This window comes from Pseudomonas sp. EMN2 (assembly GCF_009650555.1).
GTDB lineage: Bacteria > Pseudomonadota > Gammaproteobacteria > Pseudomonadales > Pseudomonadaceae > Aquipseudomonas > Aquipseudomonas sichuanensis.
Window position 1 is genome coordinate 34,027 of sequence record NZ_VZZR01000067.1, and the last position, 20,615, is coordinate 54,641.

A 20,615-nucleotide genomic window follows, 5' to 3' on the forward strand; every position below is an offset into this window, starting at 1 on the left:
ATGCGCGCCACCTTCCCGTGCGCCAAGCCCGCACGGCGCGTGCTCCGAGTCATTCCCACGGACAGGAACTCCCTCAGGGCGGAACGTCACACTCATCATGATCACCTTCGACATCAGCCAATGGCGTGCCTGGGCCCCGGGCCTGCACAGCCCTGCCGACTGGCAGGCCTGGGCGGACGGCGCCGAACGCGAGCCCGGTGCCGAGCAGGCGCCGGACGTGGCGTTCCTGCCAGCCTTGCAGCGCCGCCGCCTGAGCCATATGGCGCGCATGGCCTTTGCCGTCGGCTGGCCATTGGCCGAAGGCCACGCCCAGCTGCCACTGGTGTTCGTCTCGCGCCACGGTGAAACCCCGCGCACCTTCTCGATCCTCAGCGAACTGGCCAGCCAGCAGCCGTTGTCGCCGACCCAGTTCAGCCTGTCGGTGCACAACGCGATGATCGGCCTGTGGTCGATCATGCGCGGGCAAACCTGCGAGATGACCGCCCTGGCCGCCGCCGGCGACGGCTTCGAGCAAGGCGCCATGGAAGCCGCCGCGCTGCTCGCCGAAGGTGCACCGGCGGTGCTGCTGATCGTCACCGAGGAACAACCCCCGGCCGCCTACGCGCCCTGCATCAGCGATGTGCCGTTCGCCTACGCCGTGGCGCTGCTGCTCACCCCCGGCCAGCAATGGCAGCTGTCCCTTGGGCCGGCACAAACGGCGCCAGCCCCCGAGCTGCCCCATGCCCTGGCGTGGCTGCACGCCTCGCTCAGCGGCCACAACGCCTTTTCCCACACCTGGAGCCGTCGCACATGGAACTGGCAACGTCAGCCATGAACCGCCCCCGCGACGCCTACCTGTGGCGCCTGGCGGCCACCGCCCTGAGCTTCCTGCTGTTCGGCCTGGGCGGGCTGTGCCTGCGCCTGCTGGTGTTCCCACTGCTGGCCTGCCTGCCGGGCAGTGGCGAACAGCATCGCCAACGCGCCCGACGCACCATCGGCTGGCTGTTCTGGCGGTTCATCCTGATCATGCGCGGCCTCGGTGTGCTCACCTTCGAGATCAGCGGCGCCGAACGCCTGGGCCGGCGCGGGCAGATGATCATCGCCAACCACCCTTCATTGATCGACGTGGTGTTCCTGCTCGGGCAGGTGCGCGACGCCAACTGCGTGGTCAAGCACAGCCTGTTCGGCAACCCCTTCACCCGTGGGCCGGTGCGCGAGGCGCAGTACATCGGCAACGACGGCAGCCTGGACATGCTCGACAGCGCCGCCGCCTCGCTGCAGCAGGGCCAGCCGCTGGTGATCTTCCCCGAAGGCACCCGCACCCCGCCCGGCCAGGCCCCGGCCTTCCATCGTGGCGCCGCCGCGATCGCCCTGCGCGGTGCGAAAATCATCACACCGGTGATCATCCAGGTCAGCCCCACCACCCTGACCAAGCACGAGCCCTGGTACCGCATCCCCCGGCGGCGCGTGCACTTCAGCCTGCGCGTCGGCGCCGACATCGACCCCCAGGCCTTCGCCAGCCTTGGCCCGGCCCCCCTGGCGTCGCGCAAACTTAACGATTACCTGCACCAGTACTACAACAAGGAGCTCGCCACCGATGAGCGATGCACAGCACGACCTGAACCGTGACATCAAGCAACTGATCATCGACGCCCTGGGCCTGGAAGACATCAGCGTGCAGGACATCGACGACGCACAGACACTGTTCGGCGAAGGCTTGGGCCTGGACTCGGTGGACGCCCTCGAGCTGGGCCTGGCGATCCAGAAGCGCTACGGCATCAAGATCGACGCCGATGCCAAGGACACCCGCAGCCATTTCACCAACGTCGCCACCCTCGCGGCGTTCATCACCGCCCGCCAGGCCGCCTGAGACCGCACCATGCAAACCCGCGAAGACATCTTCAACACCCTCCGTGACGCCCTGGTCGAGCTGTTCGAGCTCGAGCCCGAGCGCATCAGCCTGCAATCGCACCTGTACCAGGACCTGGAAATCGACAGCATCGACGCCATCGACCTGCTCGATCACATCAAGCGCAAGACCGGCAAGAAGATCAGCGCCGAGGACTTCAAGTCGGTACGCACCGTCAACGATGTGGTCGAAGCGGTTCATCGCCTGGTAAACAGCGCGGCATGAAACGCCTGGTCGGCCTCGGCCTGCTGCTGGCCGGCGTGCTGTATCCGTTTGCCGTGCACTACGGCCTGGGCCACTTCGCCCCGTGGCAGTTCGCCCTGCTGCTCGGCGGCCTGTGGCTGGCCCGCGCACTGAGCGCGCCACAACGCCCCGGCGGCCTGTGGATGGCGCTGGCGGCGCTGGGTTTCTGCGCGCTGCTGGCGCTGTCCGACAGCGCGCAACTGCTGCGCTGGTACCCCGTGCTGATCAGCGCCTTCTTACTCGGCCTGTTCGGCAGCAGCCTGCTGCAGGGCATGCCAATGGCCGAGCGCCTGGCGCGGCTGCGCGAACCCGAACTGCCACCGGCGGCGGTGCGCTACACGCGGCGGGTGACCCAGGCCTGGTGCCTGTTCTTCCTGGTCAACGGCCTGATCGCCGCCGGCCTGACCCTGTGGGCGCCGCTGGCCTGGTGGACCCTGTACAACGGCCTGATCGCCTACGCCGCGATGGGCCTGCTGTTCGCCGTGGAATGGCTGATACGTCAACGTGTGCGAGGACGCTCATGAACTGGATCAACCTCGAACACCTGTTGCGCCCGCTGGCCACGTCACGCCCGGTGACCGAGGCGCCGGCCCTGGACCACGCCGCGCTGTGCCGGCAAGCCCTGCGCCTGGCCGGTGGCCTGCAAGCCCGGGGCGTGCAACGCCTGGCGGTGCATGTGGATGACGCAGCGACGCTGGCCATCGCCCTGCTCGGCGCCTGGCGCGCCGGGGCGCAGGTGCTGTTGACCGCCGACCTGCAAGCGCAGACCCGCGCCCGCTGGCAGGCCCAGGTCGACCTGTGGCTCAGCGACCAGCCGGGCGACCCACAACTCGACGACCTGCTGGGCGAACCACTGGCCAGCGCCGACCTCGACCCGGACCTATGCCGCATCAGCCTGTGCACCTCGGGCTCCAGCGGCGAGCCCAAGCGCATCGACAAATGCCTGCGCCAACTGGCCAACGAAGTCATCGCCCTGGAGCAGTTGTGGGGCGCATCGTTGGGCGATGCGCACATCCTCGGCAGCGTCGCCACCCAGCACATCTACGGCCTTTTGTTCCGCGTGCTGTGGCCGCTGTGCGCCGGTCGCGGCTTCGCCCGCAGGGCCCAGCCGTTCCCCGAAGACCTGCAACGCGCCAGCCGCGAACACCCGGCGTTCGCCTGGGTGGCCAGCCCGGCGCTGCTCAAGCGCATGGGCGACAACCTCGACTGGCCCGGGCTGAGCACGGTGCGACGGGTATTCTCCTCCGGCGGCGAACTGCCCGCCGAAGCCGCCGAACGCCTGCACCAGCGCCTCGGCCAGTGGCCCACGGAAATCCTCGGCAGCTCCGAAACCGGCGGCATCGCCTGGCGCCAGGGTGAAGCCCTGTGGCAGCCGTTCGCCGGCGTGGTACTCAGCCAGGATGCCGACGGCGCCCTGCGCATCGCCTCGCCCTACCTGCCTGCCGGCCACGTCGAGCAAAGCGCCGATGCCGCCGAGTTCGCCAGCGACGGGCGCTTTCGACTGCTCGGCCGCCTCGACCGCACCGTCAAGCTGGAAGAAAAACGCATTTCCCTGCCCATGCTCGAACAGGCCCTGTGCGCCCACGCCTGGGTCGCCGAGGCGCGCCTGGGGGTGATCGAAGAAGGTCGCGCCTTCCTCGGTGCCCTGCTGGTGCCAAGCGCCGAAGGCCTGCATGCGCTGCGTAACCAGGGGCGCCGCGCACTGCTGGAGGGCCTGCGTGCGCACCTGGCCGAACACTGCGAGGCCATCGCCCTGCCCCGGCGCTGGCGCCTGCTGCGCCAGCTGCCGTGCAACGCCCAGGGCAAGCTGCCCCAGGCCGAGGTCACGGCGTTGCTGCTGGCCGCTCGCAGCCAGGCCCCCGAGGTGCTGGAACAGGCCCGTGAAGGCAACCAGCTGCAACTGCGCCTGGCCGTGCCGCTGGACTTGCCCTGCTTCACCGGCCATTTCCCGCAGACCCCGGTACTGCCCGGCGTGGTCCAGCTCGATTGGGCCATCGCCCTCGCTGCACCCCTGCTGGCCGCCAACCTGCGCTTCGCCGGCATGGAAGTGCTCAAGTTCCAGCAACTGGTGCGCCCCGGCGACACACTGCAGCTGGACCTGCGCTTCGAGCCGGACCGCAGCAAGCTGTACTTCAGCTACACCCGCGCCGGCCAAGCCTGCGCCAGCGGCCGCATCCTGCTGGAGGCCGCCAGTGCATAAACCCTGCGCGGTGATCCCGGTGTACAACCACGAACAGGCCGTGCCCAAGGTGGTCGACGACCTGCTGCGCGCCGGCCTGCCTTGCGTGCTGGTGGATGACGCCAGCCATGCGCCGTGCGCCAAGGTGCTGCGCCAGCTGGCCGAGCGCGAGGATGTGCACCTGGTGCAACTGGCGGTCAACCAGGGCAAGGGCGGCGCGGTGATGGCCGGCCTGCGCGAGGCCGCGCGGCTGGGCTTCAGCCACGCCCTGCAGGTGGACGCCGACGGCCAGCACGACCTGGCCGATGTCGGCCACTTCCTGGCCCAGTCGCAGGTTTATCCACAGGCGCTGGTGTGCGGTTATCCACAGTACGACGCCAGTGTGCCCAAGGGTCGTCTGTATGCCCGCTACCTCACCCATGTATGGGTGTGGATCAACAGCCTGTCGCTGGCCATTCCCGATTCGATGTGCGGCTTTCGCGTCTACCCGCTGCCGCCAACCCTGGCGCTGATCGACAGCGTCCAACTGGGCAAACGCATGGACTTCGACCCCGAGATCCTGGTGCGCCTGGCCTGGCGCAACCAGCCGATGCGCTGGCTGCCGACCCGGGTGCGCTACCCGCAGGACGGCCTGTCGCACTTTCGCCTGGTGCACGACAACGCGCTGATCTCGAAGATGCACGCCAAGCTGTTCTTCGGCATGCTCCTGCGCAGCCCACTGATCCTATGGCGCCGGTGGCGCCGATGAGCGAGCAGCACTGGGCCGCGCAACGCGAGCGCGGCAGCTTCCGGTTGATGCAGCTGACCGCGCTACTGGCACGCCTGCTCGGGCGCCGGCTGCTCAGCCCGCTGATCCATGTGATCGTCGCCTACTTCTTCCTGTTCGGCCGCCGCGCCCGGCGCAGCGCCTGGCAGTACCAGCAGCGCCTGCACCGCTGGAGCGCAGGGCACACGCCAGCGCCCAGCCAGTGGCAGGTGTTTCGCCAGTTCATGGCCTTCGCCGACGCCCTGCTGGACAAGCTCGACGTGTGGAACGGCCGCCTGCGCCTGGAAGACATCGATATCGTCGACCCAGCCGGATTGCGCGGGCAGCTGCGCGGCGAGCGCGGGCAACTGCTGGTGGGCGCCCACCTGGGCAACCTCGAGGTGTGTCGGGCGTTGGCCGAACTGGGCGAGCAGGTGACCATGAACGTGCTGGTGCATACCCGCCATGCCGAGCAGTTCAACCGCCTGCTCGGCGAGGCCGGGGCCACCCACCTGCGGCTGATCCAGGTCAGCGAGCTGGACCCGGCGATCATGCTGCAGCTCTCGCAACGCCTGGAGCGTGGCGAGTGGCTGGCGATCGCCGGCGACCGCGTGCCGCTGCATGGCGCGCGCACCGCCAGCGTGGACTTTCTCGGCCAGCCGGCCGCGTTCCCGCAAGGCCCGTGGCTGCTGGCCGGGCTGCTCGGCTGCCCGGTCAACCTGCTGTTCTGCCTCAAGCTCGACGGCCGCTACCAGATCACCCTGGAACCTTTCGCCGCACAGCTGCAATGGCGGCGTGCCGAGCGTGACCAGGTGATCCAGCAATGGACGGCCCGCTACGCCGAACGCCTGGCCCATTACTGCCGCCAGGCGCCACTGCAGTGGTTCAATTTCTACCCTTTCTGGAAGAGCGATGACGATGCAACCCCATGAGCCTGTCACCTTCGGCGAAGCGCCGCTGGCCATCGAGGACGTGCTGGCCGTGGCCGAGCGCCGTGCCGCCAGCCGCCTGCAGGACGATGCCGAGTACCGCGAGCGCATCGCCCGTGGCGCACGCTTTCTCGACACCCTGCTCGACCAGGAAGGGGTGATCTATGGGGTCACCACCGGTTACGGCGACTCCTGCGTGGTGGCCGTGCCGCTGGAGCATGTCGAAAGCCTGCCGCGTCACCTGTACACCTTCCACGGCTGCGGCCTGGGCCGCCTGCTCGATGCAGCGGCCACCCGCGCGGTGCTGGCGGCGCGCCTGCGCTCGCTGAGCCATGGCGTGTCGGGGGTGCGCATGGAACTGCTGGAGCGCCTGCAACTGTTCCTCGAACACGACATCCTGCCGCTGATCCCCGAAGAGGGCTCGGTGGGCGCCAGCGGCGACCTGACGCCGCTGTCCTACGTGGCCGCCACCCTCTCCGGCGAGCGCGAGGTGCTGTATCAGGGCGAGCGCCGCAGCAGTGCCGAGGTGCACCGCGAGCTGGGCTGGCAGCCGCTGGTGCTGCGCCCCAAGGAAGCGCTGGCGCTGATGAACGGCACCGCGGTAATGACCGGCCTGGCCTGCCTGGCCTTCGCCCGCGCCGACTACCTGCTGCAATTGGCCACGCGCATCACCGCGCTCAACGTGATCGCCCTGCAGGGCAACCCGGAGCACTTCGACGAGCGCCTGTTCGCCGCCAAGCCGCACCCGGGCCAGACCCAGGTGGCCGCCTGGCTGCGCCAGGACCTGGCCATCGACGCGCCGCTGCCGTCGCTGCACCGCCTGCAGGACCGCTACTCGCTGCGCTGCGCGCCCCATGTGCTCGGCGTGCTGGCCGACAGCCTGGGCTGGCTGCGCGGCTTCATCGAAACCGAACTGAACAGCGCCAACGACAACCCGATCATCGACGGCGACGCCGAGCGCGTGCTGCACGGCGGGCACTTCTACGGCGGGCATATCGCCTTCGCCATGGACAGCCTGAAAACCCTGGTGGCCAACGTCGCCGACCTGCTCGACCGGCAGCTCGCGCTGCTGGTGGACGTGCGCTACAACCACGGCCTGCCGAGCAACCTGTCCGGCGCCGAGGCCGAGCGGGCCATGCTCAACCACGGTTTCAAGGCCGTGCAGATCGGCGCCAGCGCCTGGACCGCCGAAGCCCTCAAGCAGACCATGCCGGCCAGCGTGTTCTCGCGCTCCACCGAATGCCACAACCAGGACAAGGTGAGCATGGGCACCATTGCCGCGCGCGATGCCCTGCGGGTGCTGGAGCTGACCGAGCAGGTCGCCGCCGCCACCTTGCTGGCGGCCAACCAGGGCGTCTGGCTGCGTGGCCGCCAGGCCGACGCCCGGCCTCTGCCGCCCGCGCTCGAACAGATGCACCAACTGCTGCTGGCCGACTTCGCCCCGGTGATCGAGGACCGCGCCCTGGAACACGACCTGCGCCTGTGCCTGACCCGTATCGGCCAGCGCCACTGGAGGCTGCATGCGTAACCCCGGGGTGTTTCACGTCGACAGCGAGATCGTCGTGCCGTTCTTCGATGTGGACAGCATGCACATCGTCTGGCACGGGCATTACGTCAAGTACCTGGAAGTCGCCCGCTGCGCCTTGCTCGAACGCCTGCAGCACGATTACCGCGGCATGCAGGCCTCCGGTTATCACTGGCCGGTGATCGACCTGCAGCTGCGCTACATCCGCGGTGCCACCTTCGGCCAGCGCCTGACCGTACGCGCCAGCCTGGTGGAGTGGGAGAACCGCTTGAAGATCCATTACCTGATCAGCGATGCCGAAACCGGCGAGCGCATGACCCGTGCCAGCACCGTGCAGGTAGCCGTGCATATCGACAGCGGCGAGATGCAACTGGCCTCGCCGCAGGCGATGCTCGATGCGGTTGCCAAGGTGCTGTCATGAGTCGCCTGCTCTGGCCTCATCGCTGGCAAGCCAGCTCCCACAAAGGCTGCGCGGTTCCTGTGGGAGCCGGCTTGCCGGCGATGGGCCGCAACGCGGCCCGCTTCCTCATCACGCTCGGCCTGCTGCTCGCCAGCCCCCTGACCCTGGCCTTCAGCCTCGACGACCTGCAAAAGCAGCTCAGCCAGCCCGCCGTGGTCAAGGGCCCGTTCATCCAGGAAAAACACCTGCGCGCCCTGCCCCAGCCGCTGCTGAGCAAGGGTCGCTTCGTTCTCGCCCGTGACCACGGCCTGCTGTGGCTGCTGGACACCCCGCTGCGCCAGGATTACCGCATCGACGCCAAAGGCATCGCCCGGCGCGACCCGAACGGTTGGCAAACCCTGCCCAGCCGCAGCGCCGGGGCCGAGCAGAACCGCCTGTTCTTCGCCGTGCTGCAGGGCGACAGCAGTGGCCTGCAACGTGATTTCGAACTGGCCCTGTCCGGCGACGCCGGGCACTGGCAACTGCGCCTGACGCCGCGCTCGCTGCTGCTCAAACAGGTGTTCAACCGCATCGACATCGCCGGCGGGCAGTATGTGGAGCGCATCGAGCTGAGCGAAACCCAGGGCGACAGCACCGTGCTGCGCATGCCGGCCAGCACCGCCGCAGCGGCCCTGAGCGACACGGAGCGCAGCGATTTTGCCGACTGAACGCCTGCTGCCGCGCCTGTTCCTCGGCTTGCTGCTGGTGATGCTGGCCATCGCCGGCTGGCAGTGGCACCGCGGCGCGCCGCTGTCGGCCGACCTGATGACCCTGGTGCCCGGCGCCACCCAGGACCCGCAGGTCTTGCGGGCCGAACAGCGCATGCAAGAGCCGCTCAACCGCGAAATTCTGGTGCTGGTAGGCCACCCCGAACGTGAACAGGCACTGGCCCTGACCGAGCGCCTGGCCACGCAATGGCAAGCCAGTGGCCTGTTTGAAAAGGTCCAGTGGAGCCTGCAGACCGACCTGTCGGCATTGCGCGCGCAACTGCTGCAAGGCCGCCTGGCCCTGCTCTCGGCGAACGACCGCGAGCAGTTGATCACCCAGCCCCAGGCCTTCATCGAACAGCGCGTGAAAAGCCTGTTCGACCCCTTCGCCGGTTTCAGCCTGGTACCCAGCCAGGACGACTGGCTGGGCCTGACCGGGCGCATCCAGAACAGCCAGCCGATGCCGGTCAACGTGCAGCTGGATACCGCCAGCGGTGCGCTGGTCGCCGAGGCCGACGGCCAGCAGTGGGTACTGCTGCGGGCACGCACCCAGGGCAACGCCTTCGACATGCACCTGCCATTGCAGGTGGCCGAGCTGCTCGCAGCCAGCCGCCTCGACGCCGACCAGCACGGTGCCCGGCTGCTGGCGGCCAGCGGCCTGCTGTACGCCGCCGCCGGCCAGCAGCAGGCCAGCCGCGAGATCACCTGGGTCGGCGGTGGCGCCACACTGGGCATCCTGCTGCTGTTGCTGTTGGCCTTCCGGCGCTGGCGCGTGCTGCTGGCCTTCGTGCCGGTGCTGGTGGGCATGCTGTTCGGCGCGGTGGTGTGCGTGGCGCTGTTCGGGCAGATGCATGTGATGACCCTGGTGCTGGGCTCGAGCCTGATCGGCGTGGCGGTGGATTACCCGCTGCACTACCTGTCCAAGAGCTGGAGCCTCAAGCCCTGGCACAGCTGGCCGGCCCTGCGCCTGACCTTGCCGGGGCTGAGCCTGAGCCTGGCGACCAGCGTCATCGGCTACCTGGCCTTGGCGTTCACGCCGTTCCCGGCGCTGACCCAGATCGCCGCGTTTTCCGCCGCCGGGCTGCTGGGCGCCTACCTCGGCGCGGTGTGCCTGCTGCCCGCGCTGCTTGCAGGCGTCGAGTTGCGCCCGGCGCAGTGGCCGCTGCGCATCGCGCAATCCCTGACCAGGCTGCGTGAACGCCTGCTGGCCAAGGTGCCGAGCGCGGTGCTGCTGATCCTGGTGCTGCTGTTCTGCGCCGCCGGCCTGTGGCGCCTGGACAGCCGCAACGACATCCGCCAGTGGGTCGGCAGCCCGCCGCAGTTGCTGCAAGAGGCCCAGGCCGTGGCGCGCATCACCGGCTATCAGCCCACCAGCCAGTTCTACCTGGTGCGCGGCAACGATCCGCAGCAACTGCTCGCACGCCTGCAGGCGCTGAGCGGCAAGCTGGGCGAACTGGTCGAGCTGGGCAAGCTCAAGGGCTACATGAGCCTCAGCCAGCTGCTCGCCAGCCCTGCGCAACAGGCCCAGCTGCAACAGGCCCTCGGCCAGTTGCCAGCACATTGGCAACCCTTGCTGGCACTCGGCGTGCCCGAGGCCGCGCTGGCAGGCGAGCTCCAGCACCTGCAACAGCTGCCGCCGCAAAGCATCGACCAAGTGCTGGCCGGCCCGCTGGGCGAAGCCTGGCGGCCCTTGTGGCTGGGCCCGGACGGCGATGGCGTGGCCGCCATCGTCAGTCTGCAAGGCCTGGGCGACACCGCCTTGCTGCGCCTGCAGACCGACGACCTGCCCGGCGTGCAACTGGTCGACCGCCTCAGCGAGCTGAACCAGCTGTTCGCCGCCACCCAGCTCAGCGCCGCCGAACTCAAGCTGTTGTCGTGCCTGCTGATCGTGGTGCTGCTGGTGCTGCCGTTCGGCCTGCGCGGCGCCCTGCGCATCGTCGCCCTGCCGCTGCTGGCGGCACTATGCAGCCTGGCCAGCCTCGGCTGGCTGGGCCAGCCGCTGACCCTGTTCAGCCTGTTCGGCCTGCTGCTGGTGACGGCCATCAGCGTCGACTACGCCATCCTCATGCACGAGCGCATCGGCGGCGCCGCCGTGAGCCTGCTGGGCACCCTGCTGGCGGCAGTGACCACCTGGCTGTCGTTCGGCCTGCTGGCGTTGTCGAGCACCCCGGCAGTCAGCAACTTCGGCCTGGCGGTAAGCCTGGGCCTGGCTTTCAGTTTCCTGCTGGCCCCCTGGGCCGCCCCCCGCGAAGGAGCGCATCCACCGCCATGAACAGCAGCACGTCCAAGGCCTTTTTCAGCGACACCTATGTCGAGGAAACCCGTTTCGGGTTCTGGTTCCTGCGCAGCCACACCTGGCAGCACCATGTGCTGCGGGTGGCAATCAACGACCTGCGCCGGCTGTTCGACGGCAACCCGCCGGCCGCGCCGGTGCTGCTGGATGTCGGCTGCGGCCAGGGCAAGTCGTTCCGTCACCTGCACCAGGTGTTCGCCCCTTCGCGCCTGCTGGGCACCGACGCCGACCCGCACAGCCTGGCGCTCAGCGCCGCCGAGGCCGAACGCCTGGGCATCGCGGTGGAACTGCATGGCAGCGACTGCGCCGCGCTACCCTACGCCGACGCCAGCGTCGATATCCTGTTCTGCCACCAGACCTTCCACCACCTGGTGGAACAGGAAAAAGCCCTGGCTGAATTCCACCGGGTGCTCAAGCCGGGCGGCTACCTGCTGTTCGCCGAGTCCACCGAGGCGTATATCGATACCTGGGTGATCCGCTGGCTGTTCCGCCACCCGATGCATGTTCAGAAGAGTGCCAAGGGCTACCTGCAGATGCTCAGCGCCCAAGGCTTCGAGTTTGCGCCACGGCATGTCTCGTACCCGTACCTGTGGTGGAGCCGCGCCAAGGACTTCGGTCTGCTCGAACGCTTCGGGCTGCGTAACCCACCGCCGGTCGGGCAACGCGAAGAGACCTTGCTCAACGTGGTCGCGCGCAAAGCGCAGGAGACCCCATGAAAGCCTTGCTGGCCATGCTCTGCTGCCTGCTGCTCGGTGCCTGCGCCGCGCGACCGCCCTTGCCTGAGCAAGCGCCCGCGCTGGAACTGCCACGCCAGTTGCACGTCGAACGGGAGCAGGCCGGGCAACGCCAGGACTGGCTGCTGGTGATCCAGCGCGAAGACACCCGCCTGCGCTGGTCGCTGCTCGATCTGCTGGGCATCCCCCAGGCCCGCCAGCTGCTCGATGGCCAGCAGTGGCAGGCCGACGGGCTGCTACCGCCGAACCCGGCGGCGCGCGAACTGTTCGCCGCCGTGCTGTTCGCCCTGACCCCGGCGCAGCAACTGCCACAGGCCTACCCCCAGGCCCGCCAGCAGGATGACCGACGCTGGCTCGGCGAGCGCTGGCAGGTGCGCTATCAGGGCGCCGATACCTTTACCTTGAACCTGGGCCAAGGGCTGCGTTATCACGTCAGCCCGTTGCCCGACGAGAACACCCCATGAGCGCCTATCTCAATGCCCTGGGCCTGGTCTGTGCCCTCGGCCACGACCAGGCCGATATCGCCCGCCGGCTATTTGCCGGCGACTGTTCGGGCATGCTGTCGCAAGCGGGCTGGGTGCCCGCGCGCAGCCTGCCGGTGGGCGCCGTCGCTACCCCGCTGCCCGAGCTGCCGCTGGCGGAACACCACAGCCGCAACAACCAGCTGCTGTACAGCGCCGCGCTGCAGATCGAACCGGCTATCCGTGAAGCGATCGAGCGCCACGGCGCCCATCGGCTCGGCGTGGTGCTGGGCACCAGCACCTCGGGGATCGCCGAGGCCAGCGACGGCATCGCCCACTACCTGCGCGAGCAGCGCTTTCCCGAGGGCTACCGTTACGCCCAGCAAGAGCTCAGCGCCCCGGCCAACTTCCTCGCCGACTGGCTGCAACTGAGCGGCCCGGCCTATGTAATTTCTACCGCCTGCACCTCCAGCGCCCGGGCGCTGATGAGCGCGCGCCGGCTGCTCGACCTGGGGCTGTGCGACGCGGTGCTGTGCGGCGGCGTCGACAGCCTGTGCGGCCTGACCCTCAACGGTTTCAGTGCCCTGGAGGCGGTCAGCGACACCCGCTGCAACCCGTTCTCGCGCAACCGCGCCGGCATCAACATCGGCGAAGGCGCGGCGCTGTTTCTGATGACCCGCGAGGCCAACCTGCAAGGCCCGCGTATCGCGCTGCTGGGCGCCGGCGCCAGCTCCGACGCCCACCATATCTCGGCGCCGGAGCCCACCGGCAAAGGCGCCTTGCAGGCCATGGGCAAAGCCTTGGACAATGCCGGCCTTGCGCCAGCGCAGATCGACTACCTGAACCTGCACGGCACCGCCACCGTGCACAACGACGCCATGGAGGCCCTGGCCGTGCACAGCCTGTTCGGCGCCGGCCTGCCCTGCTCGTCGAGCAAGCCCATGACCGGTCACACCCTGGGCGCTGCCGGCGCGCTGGAAGCGGCGTTCTGCTGGCTGGCCCTGAGCGGGCACAACCCGCAGGGCCTGCTGCCGCCACATGCCTGGGACGGCCAGCAGGACCCGGGATTGCCGGCCCTGGCGCTGGTCGATGGCAACCAACGGCTTGCGCTGGAGCGCGCGCGTTACCTGATGAGCAACTCGTTCGCCTTTGGCGGCAACAATGTCAGCCTGATTCTCGGAGACGCCCCATGATCCCCTGGCCCCTGGCCGAGCTGCTGCCCCATGCCGGTGACATGATCCTCATCGAGCAGATCGACAGCTGCGACGACGAGCAGATCCACACCCGCACCACGGTGCGCCCGGGCGGCCTGTTCAATCGCGCCGACGGCAGCCTGCCGGCCTGGCTGGGCCTGGAGCTGATGGCCCAGAGCGTGGCCGCCTTCGCCGGCTGCCGCGCCCGTCGCCTGGGCCTACCGGTGGAGCTGGGCTTTCTGCTCGGCACGCGCAAGTTCGAATGCGCCGTCGAGCACTTCCCCGCCGGCGCCGAACTGCTGATCCACGCGCAGCGCTCGCTGGAAGACGACAACGGCATGGGGGTGTTCGAATGCCACCTGCGCGGCCCCGGCATCCATGCCACGGCCCGCCTGAATGTATACCGCCCGCCACAGCCCGACCGCTACCTGGCCGAAACCGGCCCAGAGGAACCACAGCATGACTGACAGCATTCTCGTTACCGGCTCCAGCCGTGGCATCGGTCGGGCCGTTGCCCTGCGCCTGGCACAGGCCGGCTTCGACCTGGTGCTGCATTGTCGCAGCGGCCGTGCCGAGGCCGACGCCGTGGCCGCCGAAGTGCGCGCACTCGGCCAGCAGGCCCGGGTGCTGCAGTTCGACGTGGCCGATCGCGCCAGTTGCAAGGCAGTGCTGGAAGCCGATGTCGAAGCCCACGGCGCCTACTACGGCGTGGTGTGCAATGCCGGGCTGACCCGCGACGGCGCCTTCCCGGCGCTGACCGACGATGACTGGGACCAGGTGATGCGCACCAACCTCGACGGTTTCTACAACGTCCTGCACCCGCTGACGATGCCGATGATCCGCCGCCGCGCGCCGGGGCGTATCGTCTGCATCACCTCGGTGTCGGGGCTGATCGGCAACCGCGGCCAGGTCAACTACAGCGCCTCCAAGGCCGGCCTGATCGGTGCCGCCAAGGCCCTGGCGATCGAGCTGGGCAAGCGCCGCATCACGGTCAACTGCGTGGCCCCCGGCCTGATCGACACGGCCATGCTCGACGAAAACGTGCCGGTCGATGAACTGCTGAAGATGATCCCGGCCGGGCGTATGGGCACCCCGGAAGAAGTAGCCGGCGCGGTGAATTTTTTGATGTCGCCCGAGGCGGCCTATATCACCCGCCAGGTGCTGGCGGTCAATGGAGGGCTGTGCTGATGCGCCGCGTCGTGGTCACCGGCATGGCCGGCATTACCGCCCTGGGCAACGACTGGGAGAGCATCGCCGCGCAGTTCGCCGCCGGGCGCAGCGGCATCCGCCGCATGGACGAATGGGACCGTTACGCCGAGCTCAACACCCGCCTGGCTGGGCCCATCGATGACTTCCAGGTGCCCGCGCACTGGACCCGCAAGCAACTGCGCAGCATGGGCCGGGTGTCGCGCCTGGCGGTGGCCGCGGCCGAGCGGGCGCTGGCCGACGCCGGGCTGCTCGACGACCCGAGCATCCGTGACGGGCGCATGGGCGTGGCCTGCGGTTCGTCCACCGGCAGCACCGACGAGATCAAGACCTTCGGCAACATGCTGCTCAACTCCACCTCGGAGGGGCTCAACGCCAACTCCTACGTGCGCATGATGCCGCACACCACAGCGGCCAATATCAGCATCTACTTCGGCCTGACCGGGCGCCTGATCCCCACCTCCAGCGCCTGCACCAGCGGCAGCCAGGGTGTCGGCTATGCCTATGAAGCGATCAAGTTCGGACGCCTGCCGCTGATGCTCGCCGGCGGTGCCGAAGAGCTGTGCCCCACCGAGGCCATGGTGTTCGACGCACTCTATGCCACCAGCCTGAAGAACGACACCCCGCACCTGAGCCCACGCCCCTACGACCTCGACCGCGACGGCCTGGTGATCGGCGAGGGCGGCGGCATGCTGGTGCTCGAAGAGCTGGAGCATGCCCTGGCCCGTGGCGCGCGGATCCACGCCGAAGTGGTGGGTTTTGGCAGCAATGCCGACGGTCAGCACATCACCCGGCCCGAGCAGGTGACCATGCGCCGGGCCATGGAACTGGCGCTGGAAGACGCGGGCCTGGCACCCGAGGCGATCGGCTATGTGAATGGCCATGGCACCGCCACCGAGCAGGGCGATATCGCCGAGACCCTGGCCACCAGCAGCCTGTTCGGGCCGCACATGCCGATCAGCTCGCAGAAGAGCTACCTGGGCCACACCCTGGGTGCCTGCGGCGCCCTGGAATCCTGGTTCAGCATCGAGATGATGAACCGCGAGCAGTACGCCCCCACGCTCAACCTCGACAAGGTCGACCCGCAGTGCGGCGAGCTCGACTACCTGCAAGGCGCCTTCCGCGCCATGGGCCACGAATACGTGATGAACAACAACTTTGCCTTCGGCGGCGTCAACACCTCGTTGATCTTCCGCCGCTGGCGCTGACACGCAAAACCACGGAGTGAAAGGAATGACTCGGATTCACCGCACCCTCGCCTTGCTGGCCATGGCCCTGATCTTCACCGGGTGCACCAGCAAGCCGGTGTACAACGCCAAGGAAGACTTCGCCAGCAGCCTGAACTTCAGCGACGACCAGATGAAACGGGCAATCGTCACCGCGCTCAACGACCGCCAGTGGGTCGTCCAGTCGGTGCGCCCGGGCATGGTCAAGGCGGCCATCACCGTGCGCGGCCGCCACCACGCCGAGGTCGATATCCCCTACAGCCCCACCGAGTTCCAGATCGTCTACCGCAGCAGCTGGGGCCTGGACTACAAGGACGGCAAGATCCACGGCAACTACAACCGCTGGATCAACCGCCTGCGCGACAACGTGCTCAAGGAGCTGTCGTTCAATCCGGACATCGAAGCGGTCAACGCGCTGGGCATCGTCAACCAGGGCGTCGACGGACCGACCTACCTGAGCTTTCGCGAGGGTGTGAAACGCGCCACCGAAGCCGGCCTGCTCGACGGCAGCGTGAAGTTCTACCTGGCCGGCGAAGCACTGCCGACCTCGGTGCGCACCCTGCGCACGGTGAGCAGTAGCCGCAAGACCAACGGCAGCAACAAGAGCGACAGCGAGGCCTGCTTCTGGGCCCTGCAATCGGCGCTGGCAACCCTGCAGCGTGCCGCCCAGGAAGCTGACGCCAACGCCGTGGTGAACATCGCCAGCGTCGACCAGCGCGACCTGTACAAGGACCCGGAGAAGTTCCAGTGCCGCGCCGGCATGCTGGTCAGCGCGGTGGCCCTGCGCGGCGAGCTGGCCCACGTCGACTGACCGGCTCAGGCGGGTGGCGTGATCCGCTGCCCGCCCAGCAGTTCGGCGAAGGCGCGCGCCATCGCCGAGCCCTCGCCGACACGCCGCACCAGCCACACGGCGGTGTCGGCGCCCTCGTCCAGCAAGGTCCTGTAGACCACCCCGTCGATGCGCATGCGCTGGAACGATGCTGGCAGTACCGACACACCCAACCCCGCCGACACCAGGCCGATGATGGTCATCGCCTCACCCGCTTCCTGGGCGAAGTGCGGGCTGAAGCCGGCCTGGCGCGCCAGGCTCAGCAGTTGCGCGTGCAGGCCGCTGCCGTAGCTGCGCGGGAAGAACACGAACGGCTCGTCGGCCAGTGCCTGCATGTACAGGCCCTGCTCGCTGCCTGCGGCCAGCGGGTGGGAGGCATTGATCACCGCCACCAACGGCTCGCGCAGCAATTCGTTGACCTCCAGCCCCTGGGGCAGGGGCATCGGCCGCATCAGGCCGACTTCGATGGACTCGTCGAGCACCGCTTCGGCGACATCGCGGCTGCTCATTTCCTTGAGGTTCAGGTGCACCGCCGGGAACTGCTGGCGGAACGCGTGCAGCGCCTTGGGCAACTTCGAGGTGAAGGGCGCCGAGGAGGTGAAGCCGATCTTCAGCTCACCCAGCTCCCCCAGTTGCGCACGCCGGGCCACGTCGGCGGCCTTTTCCACCTGGGCCAGCACCTGGCGGGCTTCGTCGAGGAACAGCCGCCCGGCCTCGCTGAGCTCGACCCGACGGTTGGTGCGTTCGAACAGCCGCGCGCCCAGCTCCTGCTCCAGGGCCTGGATCTGCTGGCTCAGCGGTGGTTGCGAGATGCCCAGTTGCTGGGCGGCGCGGCCGAAGTGCAGCTCTTCGGCCACGGCGATGAAATAACGAAGGTGACGCAGCTCCATGATCGGCTCCGAACAGGTCGTGAAACGTCTTAAACAGGTCGAACAATATATTGGATCTAATCATTAGCCAGCTATATGATTTTTCCATCGCAACGCCCCGAGGTACCCTCCGTGAGATCCGCCGTCGCCCCCCTGCCCGTCGAACCTGAACCTGCCTTCAACGACATCTGGATCGAGAAAGGCACGCCCGCCTTCATGAAAACCGTGCTGGCGCTGTTCAGCGGCGGCTTCGCCACCTTTGCCCTGCTGTATTGCGTGCAGCCGATGATGCCGCTGCTGTCCCAGGAGTTCGCCATCAACGCGGCGCAGAGCAGCCTGGTGTTGTCGGTGTCCACCGCCATGCTGGCCATCGGGCTGCTGGTCACCGGGCCGATTTCCGACCGTATCGGGCGCAAGCCGGTGATGGTCTGCGCCCTGCTATGCGCGGCCCTGGCCACCCTGGCCAGCGCGGTGATGCCGAGCTGGGAGCTGGTGCTGGCCAGCCGCGCGCTGGTGGGCCTGGCGCTGAGTGGCCTGGCGGCGGTGGCGATGACCTACCTGAGCGAGGAGATCCACCCCCAGCACATCGGCCTGGCCATGGGCCTGTACATCGGCGGCAACGCCATCGGCGGCATGAGCGGGCGGCTGATCACCGGGGTGCTGATCGACTTCGTCAGCTGGCACACGGCGATGCTGGTGATCGGTGGCCTGGCATTGGCGGCGGCCGTGGTGTTCTGGAAGGTGCTGCCCGAGTCGCGCAACTTCCGCCCCCAGGCCATGAACCCGCGCAGCCTGCTGGACGGCTTCGTCATGCATTTCAAGGACGCCGGGCTGCCCTGGCTGTTCCTCGAAGCCTTCCTGCTGATGGGTGCCTTCGTCACCCTGTTCAACTACATCGGCTACCGCCTGCTGGCCGGGCCTTATCACATGAACCAGGCGCTGGTTGGCCTGCTCTCGGTGGTCTACCTGTCAGGGATCTACAGCTCGGCGCAGGTTGGCGCGCTGGCCGACAAGCTGGGACGGCGCAAGGTGTTCTGGGCCAGCATCCTGGTGATGGCCGGCGGCCTGCTGCTGACCCTGGCCAGCCCGCTGGCGCTGATCATCGTCGGCATGCTGGTGTTCACCTTTGGTTTCTTCGGCGCGCATTCGGTGGCCAGTAGCTGGATTGGCCGGCGAGCGCTTAAAGCCAAGGGGCAGGCGTCGTCGCTGTACCTGTTCTGCTATTACGCGGGGTCGAGCGTAGCGGGGACAGCGGGCGGGGTGTTCTGGCACCAGTGGGGCTGGAATGGCATTGGGCTGTTCATCGGCAGCCTGTTGGCAGTGGCCCTGCTGGTGGCGCTGCACTTGAGCAAGTTGGCGCCGAAATCAGCTTGAAAGCGTGGGAGCGGGCTAGCCCCGCGATGACGTCATATCAGCAAACGAAGAATGCACCTGCTGACGCCATCGCGGGGCAAGCCCGCTCCCACGCTTTGAAGCTTGAGGCTTGAGGCTTGAGGCTTGAAGCTTGAAGCTTGAAGCTTCGGATCAGTTGATGATCTCGACGATATCCACATCCACTTCACGGCTCATCAGGTGCTTCTCCACCTCGCCGGTCAGCTTGACCTTGGTCTTGTCGTTGAACGGCGTCGGCGGCAGGTCTTCATCGTCGATCTCGACGGTGATGGTGCCGGTGTTGTCCTTGAACTCGTACTTGTCATCGTTGTTGATCTTCTTGGTCACAAAGCCTTGCAGCACAACCGGGGTGTCGTCGGCGGCGTCGTTGGCGGCAGCGACGGTGGTCACGGCCTGGGCGCCAGGGCCGGTGTAGCCGGCGGCCAGGGCAGCGGTGCTGAACAGCGGGGCGAGGATCAGGGGCAGGTAACGGGCTTTCATGGTGATCGGGTCCTGTTTGCGTTTTGATGGGACCAGATTACCGACGATCGCTGAATTGAAACTTAATGCAAAAAATCGCGGGGCAAGTCGGGGCGCCGAACCGCCGCTCCCACAGGTTCACTGAACACTGTGGGAGCGGGCTTGCCCCGCGATAGGCCTGACGATTACTGGTGATACTGCGCCGACAGCTCGTGTACGGCGTTGATGAACACGCCAGCGTGCTCCGGATCGACTTCAGGGGTGATGCCGTGGCCCAGGTTGAACACATGGCCGCTGCCCTTGCCGTAGCTGGCGAGGATACGCGCCACTTCGTTGCGGATGGCTTCGGGCTTGGCGTACAGCACGGTCGGGTCCATGTTGCCCTGCAGCGCCACCTTGTCACCGACGCGGCGGCGGGCGTCGCCGATCTCGCAGGTCCAATCCAGGCCCAGTGCGTCGGCACCGGCCTCGGCGATGCTTTCCAGCCACAGGCCGCCATTTTTGGTGAACAGAATGACCGGCACCTTGCGCCCTTCGTGCTCGCGGATCAGGCCGCTGACGATCTTGCGCATGTAGGCCAGGGAAAACTCCTGGTAGGCCGCCGCCGACAGGTTGCCGCCCCAGGTGTCGAAGATCTGCACGGCCTGGGCACCGGCGAGGATCTGGCCATTGAGGTAGCTGGTGACCGACTGCGCCAGCTTGTCCAGCAGCAGGTGCAGGGCTTGCGGGTTGTCATAGGCCATGGCCTTGGTCTTGCGGAAGTCTTTCGACGAGCCGCCTTCGACCATGTAGGTGGCCAGGGTCCAGGGGCTGCCGGAGAAGCCGATCAGCGGTACACGGCCGTTGAGCTCGCGACGGATGGTGCTGACCGCGTCCATCACGTAGCCCAGGTCTTTCTGTGGGTCGGGGATCGGCAGCGCCTCGATGTCGGCTGGGGTGCTGATGACCTTCTTGAAACGCGGGCCTTCTCCGGTTTCGAAGTACAGACCCAGGCCCATGGCATCGGGGATGGTGAGGATGTCCGAGAACAGGATCGCCGCGTCCAGCGGGTAGCGGTCCAGCGGCTGCAGGGTCACCTCGCAGGCGAACTGCGGGTTCATGCACAGGCTCATGAAGTCGCCGGCTTTGGCGCGGCTGGCGCGGTACTCCGGCAGGTAGCGGCCGGCCTGGCGCATCATCCACACCGGGGTGACGTCTACGGGTTGCTTGAGCAGTGCACGCAGGAAACGATCGTTCTTCAGGGCAGTCATGTCGGCATCCGGAAAAAAAGTGCGGGCATTTTCTCAGACGCCGACGTA

Annotated in this window: 23 protein-coding genes; 20 read left to right on the forward strand and 3 right to left on the reverse strand. The window is 67.9% G+C overall.

Annotated features, from left to right (window positions below):
• Nucleotides 1-97 precede the first annotated feature (97 nt).
• From F6X61_RS19605 to F6X61_RS19695, 19 genes are all read left to right on the forward strand, one after another.
• On the forward strand, nt 98-814 hold the full coding sequence (locus F6X61_RS19605; RefSeq protein ID WP_153788027.1) for a beta-ketoacyl synthase chain length factor: 717 nt from the start codon (nt 98-100) through the stop codon (nt 812-814).
• On the forward strand, nt 790-1,608 hold the full coding sequence (locus tag F6X61_RS19610; protein ID WP_153788028.1) for a 1-acyl-sn-glycerol-3-phosphate acyltransferase: 819 nt from the start codon (nt 790-792) through the stop codon (nt 1,606-1,608). Before F6X61_RS19605 ends, F6X61_RS19610 begins: the two co-directional genes overlap by 25 nt.
• Nucleotides 1,577-1,849: a phosphopantetheine-binding protein gene (locus tag F6X61_RS19615; protein WP_023632703.1), complete on the forward strand. Its 273-nt coding sequence runs from the start codon at nt 1,577-1,579 to the stop codon at nt 1,847-1,849. Before F6X61_RS19610 ends, F6X61_RS19615 begins: the two co-directional genes overlap by 32 nt.
• 9 nt (nt 1,850-1,858) lie before the next feature.
• Nucleotides 1,859-2,113 carry an acyl carrier protein gene (locus F6X61_RS19620; RefSeq protein ID WP_110995337.1) on the forward strand — a complete coding sequence of 85 codons (255 nt, stop codon included), beginning with the start codon at nt 1,859-1,861 and terminating at the stop codon, nt 2,111-2,113.
• Nucleotides 2,110-2,655: a hypothetical protein gene (locus F6X61_RS19625; protein ID WP_153788029.1), complete on the forward strand. Its 546-nt coding sequence runs from the start codon at nt 2,110-2,112 to the stop codon at nt 2,653-2,655. The genes F6X61_RS19620 and F6X61_RS19625 overlap by 4 nt, the downstream gene beginning before the upstream one ends.
• The gene (locus tag F6X61_RS19630) at nt 2,652-4,331 is read left to right on the forward strand and encodes an AMP-binding protein (RefSeq protein ID WP_153788030.1); all 1,680 of its coding nucleotides are present in this window, start codon (nt 2,652-2,654) and stop codon (nt 4,329-4,331) included. The genes F6X61_RS19625 and F6X61_RS19630 overlap by 4 nt, the downstream gene beginning before the upstream one ends.
• Nucleotides 4,324-5,058 carry a glycosyltransferase family 2 protein gene (locus F6X61_RS19635; protein WP_153788031.1) on the forward strand — a complete coding sequence of 245 codons (735 nt, stop codon included), beginning with the start codon at nt 4,324-4,326 and terminating at the stop codon, nt 5,056-5,058. The genes F6X61_RS19630 and F6X61_RS19635 overlap by 8 nt, the downstream gene beginning before the upstream one ends.
• On the forward strand, nt 5,055-5,987 hold the full coding sequence (locus tag F6X61_RS19640) for a glycosyl transferase (protein WP_153788032.1): 933 nt from the start codon (nt 5,055-5,057) through the stop codon (nt 5,985-5,987). The genes F6X61_RS19635 and F6X61_RS19640 overlap by 4 nt, the downstream gene beginning before the upstream one ends.
• Nucleotides 5,968-7,512, forward strand: coding sequence for a histidine ammonia-lyase (gene hutH, locus F6X61_RS19645; RefSeq protein WP_153788033.1), 1,545 nt, complete (start codon nt 5,968-5,970; stop codon nt 7,510-7,512). The genes F6X61_RS19640 and hutH overlap by 20 nt, the downstream gene beginning before the upstream one ends.
• On the forward strand, nt 7,505-7,930 hold the full coding sequence (locus F6X61_RS19650) for a thioesterase family protein (protein ID WP_153788034.1): 426 nt from the start codon (nt 7,505-7,507) through the stop codon (nt 7,928-7,930). Before hutH ends, F6X61_RS19650 begins: the two co-directional genes overlap by 8 nt.
• 80 nt (nt 7,931-8,010) lie before the next feature.
• Nucleotides 8,011-8,616: an outer membrane lipoprotein carrier protein LolA gene (locus tag F6X61_RS19655; RefSeq protein WP_153788053.1), complete on the forward strand. Its 606-nt coding sequence runs from the start codon at nt 8,011-8,013 to the stop codon at nt 8,614-8,616.
• A complete protein-coding gene (locus F6X61_RS19660) occupies nt 8,606-10,927 on the forward strand; it encodes an MMPL family transporter (protein ID WP_178125858.1) in 2,322 nt (773 codons plus the stop codon). The genes F6X61_RS19655 and F6X61_RS19660 overlap by 11 nt, the downstream gene beginning before the upstream one ends.
• Nucleotides 10,924-11,664: a class I SAM-dependent methyltransferase gene (locus F6X61_RS19665; RefSeq protein WP_153788035.1), complete on the forward strand. Its 741-nt coding sequence runs from the start codon at nt 10,924-10,926 to the stop codon at nt 11,662-11,664. The genes F6X61_RS19660 and F6X61_RS19665 overlap by 4 nt, the downstream gene beginning before the upstream one ends.
• On the forward strand, nt 11,661-12,146 hold the full coding sequence (locus F6X61_RS19670; RefSeq protein WP_153788036.1) for a DUF3261 domain-containing protein: 486 nt from the start codon (nt 11,661-11,663) through the stop codon (nt 12,144-12,146). The genes F6X61_RS19665 and F6X61_RS19670 overlap by 4 nt, the downstream gene beginning before the upstream one ends.
• Nucleotides 12,143-13,336 carry a beta-ketoacyl-[acyl-carrier-protein] synthase family protein gene (locus tag F6X61_RS19675; protein WP_153788037.1) on the forward strand — a complete coding sequence of 398 codons (1,194 nt, stop codon included), beginning with the start codon at nt 12,143-12,145 and terminating at the stop codon, nt 13,334-13,336. The genes F6X61_RS19670 and F6X61_RS19675 overlap by 4 nt, the downstream gene beginning before the upstream one ends.
• Entirely contained in the window at nt 13,333-13,803 is a 471-nt protein-coding gene (locus tag F6X61_RS19680; RefSeq protein WP_153788038.1) for a hotdog family protein, read from the forward strand. The genes F6X61_RS19675 and F6X61_RS19680 overlap by 4 nt, the downstream gene beginning before the upstream one ends.
• Nucleotides 13,796-14,524 (forward strand): 3-oxoacyl-ACP reductase FabG, encoded by a 729-nt coding sequence (fabG, locus tag F6X61_RS19685; protein ID WP_153788039.1) that lies wholly within the window; start codon nt 13,796-13,798, stop codon nt 14,522-14,524. Before F6X61_RS19680 ends, fabG begins: the two co-directional genes overlap by 8 nt.
• On the forward strand, nt 14,524-15,750 hold the full coding sequence (locus tag F6X61_RS19690; RefSeq protein ID WP_153788040.1) for a beta-ketoacyl-ACP synthase: 1,227 nt from the start codon (nt 14,524-14,526) through the stop codon (nt 15,748-15,750). The genes fabG and F6X61_RS19690 overlap by 1 nt, the downstream gene beginning before the upstream one ends.
• Nucleotides 15,751-15,775: 25 nt before the next feature.
• Entirely contained in the window at nt 15,776-16,579 is an 804-nt protein-coding gene (locus F6X61_RS19695; RefSeq protein WP_153788041.1) for a hypothetical protein, read from the forward strand.
• Nucleotides 16,580-16,584: 5 nt separating this feature from the next.
• On the opposite strand, the gene F6X61_RS19700 is transcribed toward F6X61_RS19695, so the two are convergent.
• Nucleotides 16,585-17,487 (reverse strand): LysR family transcriptional regulator, encoded by a 903-nt coding sequence (locus tag F6X61_RS19700; RefSeq protein ID WP_153788042.1) that lies wholly within the window; start codon nt 17,485-17,487, stop codon nt 16,585-16,587.
• A gap of 111 nt (nt 17,488-17,598) precedes the next feature.
• Between F6X61_RS19700 and F6X61_RS19705 the strand changes: the two genes are divergently transcribed.
• On the forward strand, nt 17,599-18,840 hold the full coding sequence (locus tag F6X61_RS19705) for an MFS transporter (RefSeq protein WP_153788043.1): 1,242 nt from the start codon (nt 17,599-17,601) through the stop codon (nt 18,838-18,840).
• 150 nt (nt 18,841-18,990) lie between these two features.
• Here F6X61_RS19705 and F6X61_RS19710 read toward each other — a convergent pair whose 3' ends face one another.
• Entirely contained in the window at nt 18,991-19,338 is a 348-nt protein-coding gene (locus F6X61_RS19710) for a YgiW/YdeI family stress tolerance OB fold protein (protein WP_028689103.1), read from the reverse strand.
• A 164-nt stretch (nt 19,339-19,502) separates the two neighbouring features.
• Complete coding sequence (hemE, locus tag F6X61_RS19715; protein ID WP_153788044.1) at nt 19,503-20,567, reverse strand: uroporphyrinogen decarboxylase; 1,065 nt, start codon at nt 20,565-20,567, stop codon at nt 19,503-19,505.
• Between the last annotated feature and the right edge of the window lie 48 nt (nt 20,568-20,615).